The organism is Cedecea neteri, assembly GCF_000757825.1.
In the GTDB taxonomy this organism is placed as follows: Bacteria; Pseudomonadota; Gammaproteobacteria; order Enterobacterales; family Enterobacteriaceae; genus Cedecea; species Cedecea selenatireducens.
Genome location: NZ_CP009451.1, coordinates 3,446,313 through 3,463,207, shown reverse-complemented (window position 1 = coordinate 3,463,207; position 16,895 = coordinate 3,446,313). Strand labels below are relative to the sequence as shown.

The following is a 16,895-nucleotide window of genomic DNA, read 5'->3' as shown; positions in this document are numbered from 1 at the left end:
CACCTCACGAAAGTTGCTGCTGTGGACGGCGGTAAGCCCAGACCATCATGGCGATACCGGCAACAATCATCGGAATCGACAGGATCTGCCCCATGCTGATGTACTGCACCCAGGTGCCGGTGAACTGAGCGTCCGGCTGGCGGAAGAATTCCACGATGATGCGGAACGCGCCATAGCCAATCAGGAACAGGCCAGATACCGACCCCATCGGGCGAGGCTTACGAATAAACAGGTTCAGAATGATGAACAGCACAACCCCTTCCAGCGCCAGCTCATAAAGCTGCGACGGATGGCGAGGCAGCACGCCGTAAGTATTGAACAGCGATTGCCATTCCGGGTGCGTTGCCAGCAGGCCAACGTCTTCACTGCGCGAGCCAGGGAACAGCATGGCGAAGCGGAAGTTAGGGTCGACGCGGCCCCACAGCTCACCGTTGATAAAGTTGCCGAGGCGACCCGCGCCAAGACCAAACGGGATAAGCGGAGCAATAAAGTCGGAGACCTGGAAGAAGGTACGTTTGGTGCGGCGTGCGAACCAAATCATTACGCAGATAACACCGATAAGCCCGCCGTGGAAGGACATACCGCCGTCCCAGACTTTAAACAGGTACAGGGGATCGGCAAGGAAGACCGGCAGGTTGTAGAAGAAAACATAGCCCAGACGGCCGCCCAGGAAGACGCCAAGGAACCCTGCATACAGCAGATTTTCTACTTCATTTTTCGTCCAACCGCTGCCCGGACGGCTGGCGCGGCGTCCGGCAAGCCACATGGCAAACACGAACCCAACGAGGTACATGAGTCCGTACCAGTGCAGGGAAACCGGCCCGATGGAGAAAAGCACCGGGTCAAATTCAGGGAAACGCAGATAGCCACTATTCATCTGTCACCACAAGCTATTGTTACCCCGCCAAAAAATTAAAGGCGGGTTGCAAGTACGCACCGCTATCGATGCGCTCCGAAAGCAGCGGATCATAGCACAAACGGCCTGAGTGATTGATTATGGAAGTTGTAAAAGATGTGTAATGTCCCGGTGATGCCGGGACACCTAAGACAATGCACGACGTGCGTGGGAAATTAAAACTACACAAGGCATCAAAGAAAACAAACAGGGAAAACCCTTTCAGGGTTTTCGGCTGATAAACCACAACAAGGGAAAAACCACGTTTTATCCCTTGTTGTCAGGTAAGGGTAATGTCCCGGTGATGCCGGGACATATTGAATAAATTAGCGTCCGCCGCGGATCAGGCCGCCCATGCCACGCCGCTCCATAAACGCCGCGACCTGGTGGCGTACTTCCGTCGCCATTTGTGCCTCAAGGCTGCGCTGAGCAAGTACTTCGGCTTCTTCCAGATGGATATGGCGCAGCAGGTATTTAATACGTGCGACAGAGCGGCCGTTCATCGAAAGATGGCGGTAGCCCATCCCTACCAGAATCGCGACGCACATCGGGTCGCCGGCCATCTCACCGCACAGGCACAGGTCGATGTTATAGCGCTCCGCTTCGCGGGCAATCAGGTTTAGCGTGCGCAGCATTGCCGGGTGCAGGCTATCGTAAAGGCTAGCCACCCGCGTGTTATTACGATCGACCGCCAGCAGATACTGGGTAAGATCGTTCGTCCCCACGGAAATAAAATCAACGCGCCCGGCCAGGTGACCCAGCATGAACACCATCGAAGGAACTTCAACCATCACCCCAAGCCTTAGCTCGGGCAGTTGATAACCTAATTCTTCTTCAACTTCACGGCCTGCGCGATCGATCAGCCTGCGGGCATCGTCAATCTCATCAATGCTGGTGATCATCGGCAGCAGAATGCTGAGATTCCCCGTCGCCGCGTTCGCCCGCAGCATCGCTCGAACCTGGATCAGGAAGATCTCTGGCTGATCGAGCGTGATGCGGATCCCTCGCCAGCCAAGGCAAGGATTTTCTTCGCTGATGGGCATGTACGGGAGCTGTTTGTCGGCCCCAACGTCGAGCGTACGCAGCGTCACCGGCTTGTCGTTAAACATCTGCAGCATGCCCTGATACTGCGCGACCTGCTCTTCTTCTGAAGGGAAACCGCTTTGCAGCATAAACGGGATTTCGGTGCGGTACAGCCCGATGCCGTCGATACGGCTGCCAAGCTGTTCTTCATGCTCGGGGCTAAGGCCCGCATTAAGCATCACCTGCACACGCTCACCGCTTTTTAGCGCAGCAGGCTGCTCTACGTCGTTTTCCGCCAGGCGGCTGAGTTCGTTTTCTTCGCTCACCAGGCGCTGGTATTCCTGCAGCAGTACCTGCTCAGGATCCACCAGCAATTCGCCGCGATAGCCGTCCACCACCAGCATGCGGCGATGCAGTACCGAAGGCTGAATATCCGCCCCCATAACGGTCGGAATACCGAGCGCACGCACCATGATGGCAGCATGAGAGTTTGCCGCACCGTCGCGCACGACTACGCCCGCAAGGCGCTTCTGCGGCAGCTCGGCAAGGGTGGTGGCCGAAAGCTCATCCGCAACCAGAACAAAGCGCTCGGGCCAGGTATTCGGGCTCTGAATAGTGTCGTCGAGGTGGAACAGCAGGCGCTGCCCCAGGGTTTTGAGGTCTCCCGCCCGCTCTTTCAGGTAGCTGTCAGAGAGGCTGGCAAACTGTTCAGCAAACTTCTCAACAACCGTTTTTACCGCCCATTCGGCCACCGAGCCTTTGTCCACCTCGGCAAAAAGTTCACGGCGAAGGCGCGCATCGGTTAACAGGTGAGAGTAAAGATCGAAGATAGCCGCGGTCTCTTTCTGAGCCCCGGCGGCAAAACGCTTGCTGTAGCGGCGAAACTCCCCGGAAGCCTCTTCCAGCGCGGCGGTAAGACGCTCACGCTCAAGTGCGGTATCCAGGGTTGATGCCTCAAAGACCTGCTCCATCAGCGGGACGGTGGTGTCCATCCAGCCTTCTGCAATGGCAACGCCAGGCGATGCCGGAAGCGCGCGGATGCGGGTCTGGCGGTACTGCCCAAACAGCGCCGCTAACTGAGACTGGGACAAAATCCCGGCCATCTGCGTGGCCAGCGTAACGAGGAAAGACTCTTCGCTCTCATCGTACTGCCGGTGTTCACGCTGCTGGACAACAAGCACCCCCAGAAGCTGACGGCGCTGGATAATAGGCACCCCAAGGAACGCACGAAAACGCTCCTCTTTTACGGCGGGTACATATTTAAAGCTGGGGTGTTTTTGCGCATCGGCCAGGTTAATCGGCTCCGCGAGCCGCCCAACCAGGCCAACAATACCTTCATCAAAGGCAAGCGTAACGGTGCGACCACGCGGTTTTTTTAACCCACGGGTCGCCATAAGGTAAAAACAGCGGCGCTCATGATCGGCGAGATAAACCGAGCAAACCTCGGTATCCATCGCAAGGCAGATATCAGTCACCAGGATGTCCAGCGCCTCATTGAGGCGCGGGGCACTAGCGACCTTTTCGACTATTTCTCGCAGACGGGTGAGCATTTTTCGCGTGACTTAACCTCTTTTACGTCGCCAGGCCGGCGAGTTATTGCGTGGTGGTGTAACTTCCTGCAGTGGCATAACCACGCTGGCAAACTCTTTCATTACGCGGCGGTAAACGTCGCGCTTAAATGAAACAACCTGACGAACCGGATACCAATAACTGACCCAGCGCCAGCCATCAAATTCCGGCGTGCTGCTGGTTTGCATATTGATCTCACCGTCGCTGCTCAGCAGCTGCAAAAGAAACCATTTTTGTTTTTGGCCGATACAAACCGGCTTTGTGTCCCAACGCACCAAACGTTTAGGTAATTTGTAACGCAACCAGTTTCGGGTCGAGGCAAGAATGCGAACGTCTTTTCTCTGCAAACCGACTTCTTCGAAAAGCTCCCGGTACATTGCCTGTTCAGCGGACTCGCCAGGATTAATGCCCCCCTGAGGAAATTGCCAGGAATGTTGGCCAAAACGCCGCGCCCACATCACCTGTCCCTGCCGATTACATATTACGATCCCAACGTTGGGGCGGTAGCCATCATCATCGATCACCGGACTACCTCAAAACAAACTTAGATTGCATCGATTGTTTCATACAAGTGTCAGGCGGTAAACCACTCTCTCGGCGGCGTTTGCATGGAATAACATTTGAATAACTCACAAAAGATAGCCGGGTTATAAACAGGGGCGGCCAAAACCAGCCGTTTTATTCACTTTTTCTGTGGATATAACTGTGAAGAACTAACGAATTACATCGGGACAACTCGGGACAAGTAAAATCAGGAGCAATCCGAACACATATTAAAGTCTTTATATATCATAACTATAATACCATAAAAATGACACATCGCTTTCATAATGTGACGATCGTCACATACGAAGATCGTTGACTGATGAAAGATCGAGCAATGTCGTTTTTATCCACAGATTGTGCAAACAAGTTAGGCACAAATCGGTGAAAAATTGGTTTTTACCGCCCCGTCAAGGCTGTAAATGGAACCAGTAGTCGAGCTTTTTCCCAGTTATCCCATTTTTCTGTGGATAACATGGTGTAAGATCCTGTTCATTGCCAGTGACCAGATTTGGAAAAGCTTTTTTCATGCCGCCACAGCGAAACGGCTGACTTAAAAAAATCATTATAAATCAGAATATTGTTAATCTTATCCTCAGACGACTAAACTAAACTTTCGCTGTGAACAAAGTGCGTTCATTTTTTAACCAAAAAACATCAACGAGCTATGCAACCGATACGTCCCCTAATTACGCCCCCAAAGAGTGAAGCCGAACTGCTCCAGCAGGCCCAGCAGGTAGCCGGTTATACCCTGGGAGAACTGTCGGCCTGCGCCGGGCTACAGACGCCGAAAGACCTGAAAAGAGACAAAGGCTGGATTGGCGTTTTGCTGGAGCTGTGGCTGGGCGCCAGCGCGGGCAGCAAGCCCGAGCAGGACTTTGCTAATCTCGGCATCGAGCTTAAAACGATCCCGGTGGATAGCCTTGGCCGCCCGCTGGAAACCACTTTTGTGTGCGTCGCGCCACTAACCGGTAATAGCGGCGTTGTCTGGGAAACCAGCCACGTGCGGCACAAGCTCAAGCGCGTGCTGTGGATCCCGGTGGAAGGTGAAAGGCAAATTCCACTCGCCGAGCGGCACGTTGGCTCTCCTCTGCTCTGGAGTCCCTCAGAAGAAGAAGAGCGGCAGCTGCGTCTGGACTGGGAAGAGCTGATGGACTTGATTGTGCTGGGCCAGGTCGAGCGTATTACCGCCCGCCACGGCGAAGTGCTGCAGCTGAGGCCCAAAGCCGCCAACAGCCGGGCATTAACCGAGGCCATCGGCGCCGATGGTGCGCCTATTCTCACGCTGCCACGCGGCTTTTATTTGAAGAAGAACTTTACGGCTGCGCTGCTCGCACGGCACTTCACGCTCTAAGCGCTGCGGTAGGGAAAGGCAATCCAGGTTTATGTCAGTACACGCCGGAGAATGTTACATTTCCCTCGCCCTAATAAGAATTTGCTGCTTTCCTTCCCCTGTTCATCAGGTTATTACTAGACTTATTAACGGGATCCCTTCCTGACGAGGAACACAACGATGACTAAATGGGCAGTAGCAATCTCCGCCATTGGTCTTGCCTTTGCCGTTTCAGGCTGCAGCAGTGACTATGTGATGGCAACCAAAGATGGACGAATGATTTTGACCGAAGGTAAACCTAAGGTTGATGAAGACACAGGTCTGGTCAGTTATCGCGACCAGCAGGGTAACGAAATGCAGATCAACCGCAACGACGTTTCCCAGATTATCGAGCGCTAATCTCAGGGTCAGCCCACCGGCTGGCCTGGTGACTTTTCTTGCCTCCCCTCTTTCGCTTTGCCTCGGCCTCTGCCATGTTTATAGACCTTTTGTCGGGTAACGATGCCTGACGTATCAAAAGAACAACAGGAAGCCGGCTATGCACTATCACCGTATCCCCCACAGTTCACTTGAAGTCAGCACGCTGGGGCTGGGAACCATGACCTTTGGTGAACAAAACAGCGAGGCCGATGCCCACCAGCAGCTCGACTATGCCGTCAGTCAGGGCGTGAATCTGATTGATGTCGCGGAAATGTACCCGGTGCCCCCGCGCCCGGAAACTCAGGGCTTAACGGAAAGCTATGTAGGAAGCTGGCTGAAAGCGCGCGGCAACCGTGAAAAGCTGGTCATCGCCTCTAAAGTTAGCGGCCCGGCCCGTAATAACGACGCGGGCATCCGCCCTAACCAGATCCTCGACCGCAAAAACATTCGTGAAGCGCTGGACGCCAGCCTCAAGCGCCTGCAAACCGATTATCTGGATCTTTACCAGGTTCACTGGCCGCAGCGCCAGACCAACATGTTCGGCAAGCTCGGCTACACCTGGAACGACACAACGTCGCTGCCGGTAACGCTGCTGGAAACGCTCGAAGCGCTTACGGAGTGCCAGCGTGCCGGGAAGATTCGCTATATCGGCGTCTCGAACGAAACGGCCTGGGGCGTGATGCGCTACCTGCAGCTTGCTGAGAGACACGATCTGCCGCGCATCGTCACGATTCAAAACCCGTACAGCCTGTTAAACCGTAGCTTTGAGGTTGGCCTGTCTGAAATAAGCCAGCACGAGGGCGTGGAGCTGCTCGCGTATTCTTGCCTCGCCTTTGGCGTACTGTCGGGCAAATACCTGAACGGGGCAAAACCGGCTGGCGCCCGCAACACGCTCTTTAGCCGTTTTACCCGCTACAGCAGCGAACAGTCACAGAAAGCCGTTGCGGCCTACGTCGAGATAGCGAAACGCCATAATCTGGATCCGGCGCAGATGGCGCTGGCCTTCGTTCGCCGTCAGCCGTTTGTCGCCAGCACGCTGCTCGGCGCCACCACGATGGAACAGCTTAAGACCAACCTTGAAAGCCTGAATCTGACGCTAGGTGAAGAGGTGATTGAGGAGATTGAAGCGGCGCATCGGATTTATACTTATCCGGCTCCGTAAGAAAGTTCGGCCCTCCAAAAGAGGGCCTTACTGCTATTTCTGCTTGATTTGCCACAGCCAAAGCGCGCTAATCGCCAGCGCAAACACCGCACCAAACCCGATCCCAATCCCAACAATCGACGCCCCGGTTTTCACCGCCAGCGAGAACAGACCGAGCATCAAAAGCATGGCGGTATTTTCGCCCAGATTCTGCACGGCGATCGCGTTGCCCGCGCCAACGGTGTGCTTGCCGCGTTCCTGGAGCAGCGCGTTAAGCGGCACCACAAAGAAACCACCCAGCAGGCCTATCAGCACCAGTAAGGCATAGGATGGAAGCAGAGCGTGCTGGAGAGCAAAAATAAGCACTCCGACGCCTATCAATATTCCGGCAGGCATGCAGCGGGCAACGGTTTCGAGCGTCACCAGCTTCGCTGCGGCCCCGGCCCCCACCACAATCCCGACCGCAACCATCGCATTCAGGTAGGTAGGCGTGGCGTTATCCGTGATCCCCAATGCAACCGGCACCCACAGCACCAGCAGGAAGCGCAGCGTCACGCCCGCCCCCCAGAACAGGCTGGTACCCACCAGCGAGAATCGCGTTTCCCCGCTGCGCCACAGGCTGCGGCAGGCGAAAAAGAAGCTGTGGGTCATCGGCTTAAAGCGCCAGGACTGACCGGGACGCGCCGCGGCAAGTTTAGGGATAAAGACGTTGGCTATCACCGCCCCGCCGTAAACCAGCGCACAGACCACCAGCGCCGCCGTCAGGTTCCAGTCCGCCAGCACCCCACCAGCCACCGACCCAAGCAGGATAGCGGCAATGGTAGAGGACTCCATCAGGCCGTTGGCTTTCACCAGCCTGTCCCCGGTCGTTAACTCGCCGAGAATGCCGTATTTAGCCGGGGAATAGGCCGCCGCGCCAATGCCTACGAGCGTGTAGCCGACAAAAGGATTCAGCCCCACCGCAATCACCGCTGCGCCGACAAGCTTCATGCTGTTGGCCAGCATCATCACTCGCCCTTTGGCGAAACTATCGGCCACCTGCCCCACAAAAGGTGCAAACAGGATGTAGGCGCCGACAAACACCATCTGGAGCACCGGCTGGCTCCAGTCCGGGTAGAACTGCTGCTTGAGCACCGCGAGCGTCGCAAACAGCAGCGCATTGTCGCCAAAGGCCGATAAAAACTGCGCCGCGGTCACCGCCATCATGCCCCGGGACCACAAAGAACCGCTATTGCCAGCCTGTTCAGCCATGGGCCTTCTCCGCTTCATCAACCTGTGCTTTCAGGGTGACAAAATCTGGTTTTCCGCTGCCCAGCACCGGCAGCTGTTTGAGGAAGCGAATATCGCGCGGCACCGCCAGCTCGGGCACGCCGTGCTCACGCGCATAGCGCAGAAGTTTTTCGCGGTTAAGCTCGCTGTCGGTGGTAAACATCACCAACGCTTCGCCTTTGGCCGCATCGTGCTTAACCACCGTGGCATGCAGTTTGTCAGGCGAAATACCGATCGCCATCTGCTCAACCATCTCAAGTGATACCATCTCCCCGGCGATTTTGGCAAAGCGTTTCGCACGCCCCTGAATCACGCAGTAGCCCTGCTCATCAAAGGTCACGATATCGCCGGTGTCGTACCAGCCTGGCTCCATTTCGCCGAGACTGTTCTCGGCTTCTGGCCGCTCCAGCACGCCTGGATTTTCAACGCGCAGATAGCCGTTCATGATGTTTGGCCCCTTGAGCTGCAGCCTTCCGCCCTGCTCAATGCCGGGCACCGCCAGCAGGCGAGCGTCCATCGCCGGGAGAATACGCCCCACCGTCCCCGGCTTCGCCGCCATCGGCACGTTAATAGAAACCACCGGCGCGCATTCGGTCACGCCGTAGCCTTCCAGAACGCGCAGGCCAAACTTGTCCTGCCACAGCTGTTTGGTGCTTTCCTGCAGTTTTTCTGCCCCGGCGACCACATAGCGCAGGCGGAAGAAATCATAAGGATTGGCAAAGCGCGCATAGTTACCGAGGAACGTCGAGGTGCCAAACACGACCGTACAGTTACGGTCATAGATAAGTTCAGGCACCACGCGATAGTGCAGCGGGCTTGGATAGAGGAACACTTCCGCGCCGGTCAGCAACGGCGTGAACAACCCCACCGTTAGCCCAAAAGAGTGGAACAGCGGCAGCGCGGACATAAAGCGATCGTCAGCGGTAAAGTCAGCGATGGTGCGAATCTGCTCGACGTTGGCCAGCAGGCTCTTATGGCTGTGCACCACGCCTTTCGGGTTGCCCTCCGAGCCGGAGGTAAACAGCACCATCGCCGCGTCTTCGGGCTGCTGTTTCACCTGCGCCAGGTGCGGCGCAAGCAGATGGGCAAAGATCCAAACTTTGTCCTTCATGGTGACCGTAGATTTCAAATCTTCCAGATACACCCAGCGCACCTGCGTCAGTTGTTCCGGCAGATGCCACAGTTTGCCCTTTTCCAGAAATTGGCGAGAGGTGAAGACAGTTTTGATTTGCGCTGCGGTAATCGCGCTGGTCAGCCCTTTTACGCCGGCCGTGTAGTTCATCATCGCCGGAATACGGCCGCGTGAAGAAGCGCCAAAAATTACCGCCGCGCTGATAGCCGCATTCGGCAGCATTAAACCAATAGTTTCGCCCTGCTCGCTGTATTTATCGAGGATTCGGCCCACAAACAGAGTTTTAGTCAGCAGTGAACGGTAGGTATCTGGCTTAAAGTTAATGTCTTCAATGCAGTTTTTGCGTGAACCATAGCGATCTTTTGCCGCCAGCAGAGCCTCAAAAAGCGTCTCGCGCGGACGTACCGCCATTCGCGCTTCCATCATTATCTGATGCAGCATCTCGCCGGCCATTTTGCGGCGATCCCTTGCCCGTGGCGCTTCCGGCATTGCAATGGCGGTTGGCGGCAACAAATGCAGGCTAATACGTGGGAAAGCCCGACGTTTTACCAACCCTTTCAGGCGACTAAAGAAGGTCAGCTCCGCGCCGTCGATACGTAAAGGGACAACCGTTGCCTGGGCTTTTGCCGCCACAAACCCGGCTCCGTCGTAGATTTTCATCAACGAGCCGGTCAGGCTGATACGTCCTTCCGGGAAAATCACTACCGGACGGCCCTGCTCCACCAGGCGAACAAGGTGCTTAATCGACATCGGCTTGGTCGGGTCAAGGGGCACAAAGTCAATCAGCGGCTTGAGCCAGCGCATAAACCACTGCTCGCTGATCGAAGAGTAGACCGCAAACACCGGGCGCACCGGCAGAAACAGTGCGACGAGGATCCCATCCAGAAACGACACGTGGTTTGGAACAATAAGCACCCGCTGTAAATGAAGAACCTGCGGATCGCCGGAAAGGGTTACCCGGAACAGAATGCGGAATAGCGCGCGGAAAAAAGCAAAAAGCATAGCGACTCTCTTTGTCGTCTGTCGGCAAGCGTTAAGTGTAGAGTCGAAGAGTACACCAGATGCGTTAAGTGCGGGAGGGGGCTCAAAAAATGGCAAAAAAAAACCTGCGCATCTGCGCAGGTTGGTGCAAAAGAATTGTACTCAGCAGAGTACCAGGAATTCTCACCAATCAATACCTCTGGGATCTGAATTGTCTCGCGCCACTGGCGGTGAAACCAGCGGCAAAAAGCAAGGGAATGAGCCCAAGTGCAACCAGGTGTTTAAATTCTCGATTCTTGTTACAGGCGGCGGGATTCAGGCAAAAAAAAACCTGCGCATCCGCGCAGGTTGGTGTAATTCATAGGATCAGCAATTAGTCGCTGACTTCACCTATCAATACCTCTGGGACAACAAATGTAGCAGCGACGCCTTCATTTTAGCTACGCTGAAATCGCAACAGCCGACTGCAAAATGTAAGCAAAAATTTGGGCAGAAACGTTTAAAAATCCGCAAGATGCACTAAAAAGAGGCAGCTCGTTGAGACAGGTGTAACCGTTACACGCTTTCGCCTTGATTTTGTTCCAGTTTGCGAGGCATTCGTCAGTTGTTGCCTTGCAGTCACAAGGGTTTTCCGTAACACTAAACGCTGTGTAAACGATTACCCCTAACAGGAAGGTATTTGATGGCGACAATTAAGGATGTAGCTCGGCTGGCTGGTGTCTCTGTCGCCACGGTATCACGCGTTATTAACCACTCTCCAAAAGCCAGCGAGGCCTCAAAGCAGGCGGTGAACAGCGCCATGGAAGCGCTAAACTATCATCCTAACGCTAACGCCCGGGCGCTGGCTCAGCAGGCCACTGAAACCATTGGGTTGATCGTCGGCGACGTTTCCGATCCCTTTTTTGGTGCCATGGTGAAAGCCGTTGAACAGGTCGCCTACCGCACCGGCAACTTCCTGCTGATCGGCAACGGCTACCACAGCGAACAAAAAGAGCGCCAGGCCATCGAGCAGCTTATTCGTCACCGCAGCGCGGCGCTGGTCGTTCACGCCAAAAAGCTCCCGGACGAAGAGCTTATCTCCCTGATGAAGCAGATCCCCGGCATGGTACTGATCAACCGCATCGTGCCAGGGTTCGAACAGCGCTGCGTTGCGCTGGATGACCGCTACGGTGCCTGGCTTGCCACCCGTCATTTAATTCAGCAGGGCCACACCCGCATCGGCTATATCTGCTCAAACCACCAGATTTCCGACGCAGAAGATCGCCTGCAGGGCTACTACGACGCGCTGCGCGAACACAATATTCCGATTAACGAACGCCTGGTGACCTTTGGTGAACCCGATGAAAGCGGCGGCGAACAGGCCCTGACGGAGCTGCTGGGGCGTGGCAAAAACTTCACCGCCGTGGCCTGCTACAACGACTCAATGGCCGCAGGGGCAATGGGCGTGCTGAACGACAACGGGATTGATGTTCCAGGCGAGATTTCGCTGATTGGCTTTGATGACGTGCTGATTTCACGCTACGTGCGCCCGAAGCTGACCACGGTTCGCTACCCGATTGTAACCATGGCAACTCAGGCGGCGGAACTCGCGCTGGCGCTGGCCGAAAACCAGCCGCTACCGGAAATTACCCACATGTTCAGCCCGACGCTGGTGCGTCGTCACTCGGTCGTGTCCCCGAACGAAAATAGCTAAAGCGTGATCTGGTACGACAATTTGCACGGCCAAACGGCAACGCCGCTTGCGCACCAAACTCCTGTGATAAACTGCTGTAAAATCGCGACAGCGTCCAGATCGGGAAGGAAACAATGGTAACAATGTTAGATGTCTCGTTACGCGCAGGGGTTTCCAAAGCGACGGTATCTCGCGTGTTAAACGGCACCGGACAGGTTAAAGCAAGCACCCGCGAACAGGTGTTTAAGGCCATGGAAGAGCTGGGCTATAAGCCCAATTTTCTGGCACGTTCGCTCGCCAACCGCAGCAGTAACAGCATCGGGCTGGTTGTCTCCACTTTTGATGGCTTTTACTTTGGCCGCCTTCTGCAGCAGGCTTCACGCCGCACGGAATTCTACGGCAAACAGCTGATCGTCACCGACGGGCACGACACGCCTGAAAAAGAGCTGGACGCCGTGCAAATGCTGGCGGACAGGCACTGTGACGCTATCGTTCTCTACACCCGTTTTATGAGCGAGCGGGCGCTAATGTCGCTGATGAACGCCATCCAGGTACCGCTGGTGGTGATCAACCGCGATGTCACCCTGGCACGTGAACGCTGCGTCTTCTTCGAACAGCAGGATGCCGCCTTTCAGGCCACCGAATATCTGATTCAGCAGGGGCACAGAGAGATAGCCTGCATAACCGTGCCTATCTCCACGCCAACCGGCAAAGCGCGCCTGATGGGCTACCGCAAAGCGCTGCAAAAACACGGCATTGCGTGGGATGAAAACCGGGTGAAGTACGGGGATTCGACCATGACAGAAGGGCACCATTTGTGCCAGGAATTGCTGGCCAGCGGCGTAACCTTCAGCGCCCTGTTCTCCTGCAACGACGATATGGCGCTGGGCGCATCCAAAGCGCTGCACCAGGCCGGGATTCGCATTCCGCAGGATATCTCGCTGTTTGGTTTTGATGACGCGCCAAGCGCGCAATGGCTGGAGCCGGCGCTGTCATCCGTCTATCTGCCCATCGACAACATGATTATTACCGCCATCGATCGGGCCATTAAGCTCTCAAGCGGCGAGCCGTTAGAGCCAATCCCGCCGTTTGTAGGTACCCTGGTGCTGAGAGATTCCGTTGCACCCGGCCCCTGGTTCGAGGCCGGAAGAAAGATCTCAAAGTAGCTCGAGCGCCAGCAGCTCCTGAATAGTCTGGCGGCGGCGAATCAGGCGCGCGCAACCGTTATCAAACAGCACTTCCGGCAGCAGCGGGCGACTATTGTAGTTGGACGACATAGAAGCCCCGTACGCGCCGGTGTCGTGCAGCACCAGGTAGTCACCCGGTTTTACCGGCGGCAGCAGGCGGGTTTCAACCTTGCCGCCTTCCTGCTGGGTAAACACATCCCCGGACTCACACAGCGGCCCTGCCACCACGGTCTCTCTCGGCTGCAGTGCAGCAAGCTCGCGACCATCTCCCGCCAGGGCGGAAATATGGTGATAGCTGCCGTACATCGAAGGACGCATAAGATCGTTAAAACCGCCGTCGATTAGCACAAAGTGGCGGGATCCCATATCTTTCACCGCGCGCACCTGCGAAACCAGCACCCCGGCTTCAGCCACCAGGAAACGCCCGGGTTCGATCTCCAACTTCACCGGGTGCCCCAGATGAGCAGCAATTTTCTCGCGCGCGGCATTCCACAGGCCGTAGTAATGATCGGTGTCGATCGTTTCCTCGCCTTCACGGTAAGGAATAGACAGCCCGCCGCCCGCGGAAATTGCCTCAAGATCCTGCCCGAAGTCGATCACCTGCTGCACCATCGCGCCGCACACCTGCTCGAGGTGGCCATAGTCCACGCCTGAGCCAATATGCATATGAATACCGACCAGGTGGATGCCGTAGCGCTGCATTGCTTCCAGCGCTTTGGGCATATCGCTCAGCCAGATACCGTGCTTGCTGTTTTCGCCGCCGGTGTTGGTTTTTTGGCTATGGCCGTGGCCGAAGCCCGGGTTAATGCGCAGCCAGACGCGGTGGCCCGGCGACACTTCACCGAGCTGGTGCAGCATATCCACGGACCCGATATTGACCGGGATTTTCTGCTCTGCCACCAGCGCCAGCGTGGCGTTATCAATCACGTCGGCGGTAAAGACGATATCGTCCGGATTTTCCAACGGCTTATAGCCCGCCGCCAGCGCACGCTCGATTTCCCCCTGCGACACCGAATCCACCTTCACGCCCTGCTCGCGCATCAGCTTTAGGATGTGAATATTCGAACACGCCTTCTGGGCGAAACGAATCACATCAAACTGGCGCAGCTGAGCAATCTGCTGGCGAATAATTTCAGCGTCATAAACCCATACCGGGCAGCCGAATTCGGCGGGCAGGGTCAGCAGGTTTTGCGCATTCAGCGCGGTGGTGGTGTCGTGCAGCGAGCGAGGCATGGTGAACTCCGGGTAACTGTCATTTGCCTCTATTACGCCACAGAGCGTGAGTGATAAAAAATATCGTTTTCTAGCGAGTCTATTCAAATATGATATGGTTTAGAAATTATCCCCTCACCCTAACCCTCTCCCCAGAGGGGAGAGGGGACAATTCATCCCCCTCCCCCTCATGCAGACCAGGTTTTCCCCCTCGCCCTTCCAGGGAGAGGGCCGGGGTGAGGGTAAAACAACGCCAGCGGACAAAAAAACATGCCAGCCATCAACCTGCGCCACATCGAAATCTTCCACGCCGTGATGACCGCCGGCAACCTCACCGAGGCTGCCGGGCTGCTGCGCACCTCCCAGCCCACGGTCAGCCGTGAGCTGGCGCGCTTTGAAAAGCTCATCGGCCTGCAGCTGTTCGAGCGCAGCCGTGGCAGGCTTTACCCCACGGTGCAGGGGCTACGGCTGTTTGAAGAGGTTCAGCGATCCTGGTACGGGCTGGACCGCATTATTAATGCGGCGGAAAGCCTGCGTGAATTCCGCCAGGGCGAGCTCTCTATCGCCTGCCTGCCGGTCTTTTCACAATCGTTTTTACCGCGCCTGATACAGCCGTTTCTTGCCCGCTACCCGGATCTCAGCCTGAACATCGTGCCGCAGGAATCCCCGCTGCTGGAAGAGTGGCTTTCCGCCCAGCGCCACGACCTGGGGCTAACGGAGAACGTCAGCACGCCCGCCGGAACAGAACGCCAGACGCTGTTAACCCTGAACGAAGTCTGCGTGCTGCCCGCCGGACACAGGCTGGCCGGGAAAGCGGAGCTAACGCCGCAGGATTTTGCCGGGGAGAATTACATCAGCCTGTCGCGCACCGACAGCTATCGCCAGCTGCTGGACTCGCTGTTTCAGGAACATGACGTAAAGAGAAGGATGGTGGTTGAAACCCACAGCGCCGCCTCCGTCTGCGCGATGGTTCAGGCGGGTGCTGGCGTGTCTGTCGTCAATCCGTTAACCGCGCTGGATTACCACGAGCGGGGCGTGGTGGTGCGCAGATTCAGCGTGGCGGTGCCTTTTACCGTCAGCCTGATTCGGCCTCTACACCGCCCGACTTCTGCGCTGGTCAGCGCGTTCAGCGACCACCTACAGCGCAGTATGCATCTGTACAGTGACCCGCTAAACGCGCTGCTCAACCGCTAGCTTATTGCTCTGTTACCGGCTGCTGGTGACCGGAGCCGTTGCTGAAGTTAATCAGGCAAATAATCAGCCCGACAACCGCCAATCCGGCGGCGGCCACCGGTACCGCCGTCAAGCCATAACCACGTTCAATCACCGTCCCGCCAACCCAGGCACCAAGCGCATTGCCCACGTTAAAGGCGGCGATATTGAGCGTGGAAACCAGGTTCGGCGCCTCTTTACCGTGCAGCACCACGTTGATTTGCAGCGCAGGCACGGTGGCGAACGCCGCCATCGCCCACAGGAACAGCGTGATTTCCGCGAGCCATGCGCCGTGGCTGGTCCAGCGGAACAGCAGCGAGAAGACGGCAATCAGGCTAAAACTAAGAATCAGGCTGAACGACACGCGCCAGTCCGCCAGCCGCCCGCCCAGGATATTACCCACCGTCAGCCCCGCGCCAATCAGGAACAGCGTCCAGCTCACGCCCCTCGGCGTGATCCCGGTGACCTGCAGCAGCATCGGCGCCACATAGCTGAACAGCGCAAACATCGCGGCGGAGAAGAACACCGTCATGCTGAGAGACAGCCAAAGCTTGCCGTGCGCCAGCGCCTTGATTTCGCTTTTCAGGTCGGTAGCTTCTTCATCCTTCTGCGACGGCAGGCTGACCACCAGCGCGAGGAAGGCAATCACCCCGATAACGGCCACGCCCCAGAAGGTCGCGCGCCAGCCGTAAAGCTGCCCGAACCAGGTACCAATCGGCACGCCAAGCACGTTCGCCAGCGTTAAGCCGGTGAACATCAGCGCCACCGCAGACGCCTTGCGCCCGGCCGGTACGAGGCTTGCCGCCACGACGGCACCAATCCCGAAGAACGCCCCGTGGCACAGCGCCGTAATAACACGCGCCAGCATCAGGAAGTTGTAGCTAAGCGCAAGGGCGCACAGCAGGTTACCGACGATGAAAATCACCATCAGCAAAGTTAACGACAGCTTGCGCGGCAAGCGAGCGGTGAGCAAAGCCATGATTGGCGCGCCGATGGCAACCCCCAGCGCATAGCCGCTGATAAGCCAGCCGGCGACGGGAATGGAGACCTGAAGATCCCCCGCCACTTCGGGCAGCAGCCCCATAATCACGAACTCCGTCGTGCCGATGGCAAACGCACTCATCGCCAGCGCCAGTAAGGAAACAGGCATTGTATAACTCCGGTTGCAGACATGATGAAAAGCCATTGCTGGGCGCAATCGCCTGTAGTGTGAGGTTTTCAGAGGAGCAGCTTTTTAGAATAATGTGCGCTACATAACAAATTTATAACACATAAGCGGCCGGGCATGACCCGGCACGGCGTGGGG

Annotated in this window: 13 protein-coding genes; 6 read left to right on the top strand and 7 right to left on the bottom strand. The window is 56.5% G+C overall.

Annotated elements, in window-relative coordinates:
• Positions 1 to 4: 4 nt before the first annotated feature.
• From lgt to rppH, 3 genes are all read right to left on the bottom strand, one after another.
• A complete protein-coding gene (gene lgt, locus JT31_RS16050) occupies positions 5 to 877 on the bottom strand; it encodes a prolipoprotein diacylglyceryl transferase (RefSeq protein WP_038479282.1) in 873 nt (290 codons plus the stop codon).
• Positions 878 to 1,221: 344 nt separating this feature from the next.
• Entirely contained in the window at positions 1,222 to 3,468 is a 2,247-nt protein-coding gene (gene ptsP, locus JT31_RS16045; protein WP_038479279.1) for a phosphoenolpyruvate--protein phosphotransferase, read from the bottom strand.
• Positions 3,469 to 3,480: 12 nt separating this feature from the next.
• Positions 3,481 to 4,011 carry an RNA pyrophosphohydrolase gene (gene rppH / locus JT31_RS16040; protein WP_008458467.1) on the bottom strand — a complete coding sequence of 177 codons (531 nt, stop codon included), beginning with the start codon at positions 4,009 to 4,011 and terminating at the stop codon, positions 3,481 to 3,483.
• 686 nt (positions 4,012 to 4,697) lie between these two features.
• On the opposite strand from rppH, the gene mutH reads away from it, so the two are divergent.
• From mutH to JT31_RS16025, 3 genes are all read left to right on the top strand, one after another.
• A complete protein-coding gene (gene mutH, locus JT31_RS16035; protein WP_038479274.1) occupies positions 4,698 to 5,384 on the top strand; it encodes a DNA mismatch repair endonuclease MutH in 687 nt (228 codons plus the stop codon).
• 159 nt (positions 5,385 to 5,543) lie between these two features.
• Positions 5,544 to 5,762, top strand: coding sequence for a YgdI/YgdR family lipoprotein (locus JT31_RS16030; protein ID WP_008458470.1), 219 nt, complete (start codon positions 5,544 to 5,546; stop codon positions 5,760 to 5,762).
• Between the two features lie 139 nt (positions 5,763 to 5,901).
• The gene (locus tag JT31_RS16025; RefSeq protein ID WP_038479271.1) at positions 5,902 to 6,945 is read left to right on the top strand and encodes an NADP(H)-dependent aldo-keto reductase; all 1,044 of its coding nucleotides are present in this window, start codon (positions 5,902 to 5,904) and stop codon (positions 6,943 to 6,945) included.
• A 33-nt stretch (positions 6,946 to 6,978) separates the two neighbouring features.
• On the opposite strand, the gene lplT is transcribed toward JT31_RS16025, so the two are convergent.
• Together lplT and aas are read right to left on the bottom strand one after the other, a co-directional pair.
• Positions 6,979 to 8,175 carry a lysophospholipid transporter LplT gene (gene lplT / locus JT31_RS16020; RefSeq protein ID WP_038479268.1) on the bottom strand — a complete coding sequence of 399 codons (1,197 nt, stop codon included), beginning with the start codon at positions 8,173 to 8,175 and terminating at the stop codon, positions 6,979 to 6,981.
• Positions 8,168 to 10,327 carry a bifunctional acyl-ACP--phospholipid O-acyltransferase/long-chain-fatty-acid--ACP ligase gene (aas, locus tag JT31_RS16015; RefSeq protein WP_038479266.1) on the bottom strand — a complete coding sequence of 720 codons (2,160 nt, stop codon included), beginning with the start codon at positions 10,325 to 10,327 and terminating at the stop codon, positions 8,168 to 8,170. Before aas ends, lplT begins: the two co-directional genes overlap by 8 nt.
• A 661-nt stretch (positions 10,328 to 10,988) precedes the next feature.
• On the opposite strand from aas, the gene galR reads away from it, so the two are divergent.
• Both galR and JT31_RS16005 read left to right on the top strand, forming a co-directional pair.
• A complete protein-coding gene (gene galR / locus JT31_RS16010) occupies positions 10,989 to 11,999 on the top strand; it encodes an HTH-type transcriptional regulator GalR (RefSeq protein ID WP_038479263.1) in 1,011 nt (336 codons plus the stop codon).
• A 113-nt stretch (positions 12,000 to 12,112) separates the two neighbouring features.
• A complete protein-coding gene (locus JT31_RS16005) occupies positions 12,113 to 13,144 on the top strand; it encodes a LacI family DNA-binding transcriptional regulator (RefSeq protein ID WP_038479260.1) in 1,032 nt (343 codons plus the stop codon).
• On the opposite strand, the gene lysA is transcribed toward JT31_RS16005, so the two are convergent.
• Positions 13,136 to 14,398, bottom strand: a complete 1,263-nt coding sequence (gene lysA / locus JT31_RS16000) for a diaminopimelate decarboxylase (RefSeq protein WP_038479257.1) — start codon at positions 14,396 to 14,398, stop codon at positions 13,136 to 13,138. The two genes, JT31_RS16005 and lysA, sit on opposite strands and share 9 nt — an antisense overlap.
• Positions 14,399 to 14,647: 249 nt before the next feature.
• Between lysA and JT31_RS15995 the strand changes: the two genes are divergently transcribed.
• Positions 14,648 to 15,571 (top strand): LysR family transcriptional regulator, encoded by a 924-nt coding sequence (locus JT31_RS15995; protein ID WP_038479254.1) that lies wholly within the window; start codon positions 14,648 to 14,650, stop codon positions 15,569 to 15,571.
• A gap of 1 nt (position 15,572) precedes the next feature.
• Here the strand turns inward: JT31_RS15995 and JT31_RS15990 are convergent, their stop codons facing one another.
• On the bottom strand, positions 15,573 to 16,739 hold the full coding sequence (locus JT31_RS15990; protein WP_038479251.1) for an MFS transporter: 1,167 nt from the start codon (positions 16,737 to 16,739) through the stop codon (positions 15,573 to 15,575).
• Between the last annotated feature and the right edge of the window lie 156 nt (positions 16,740 to 16,895).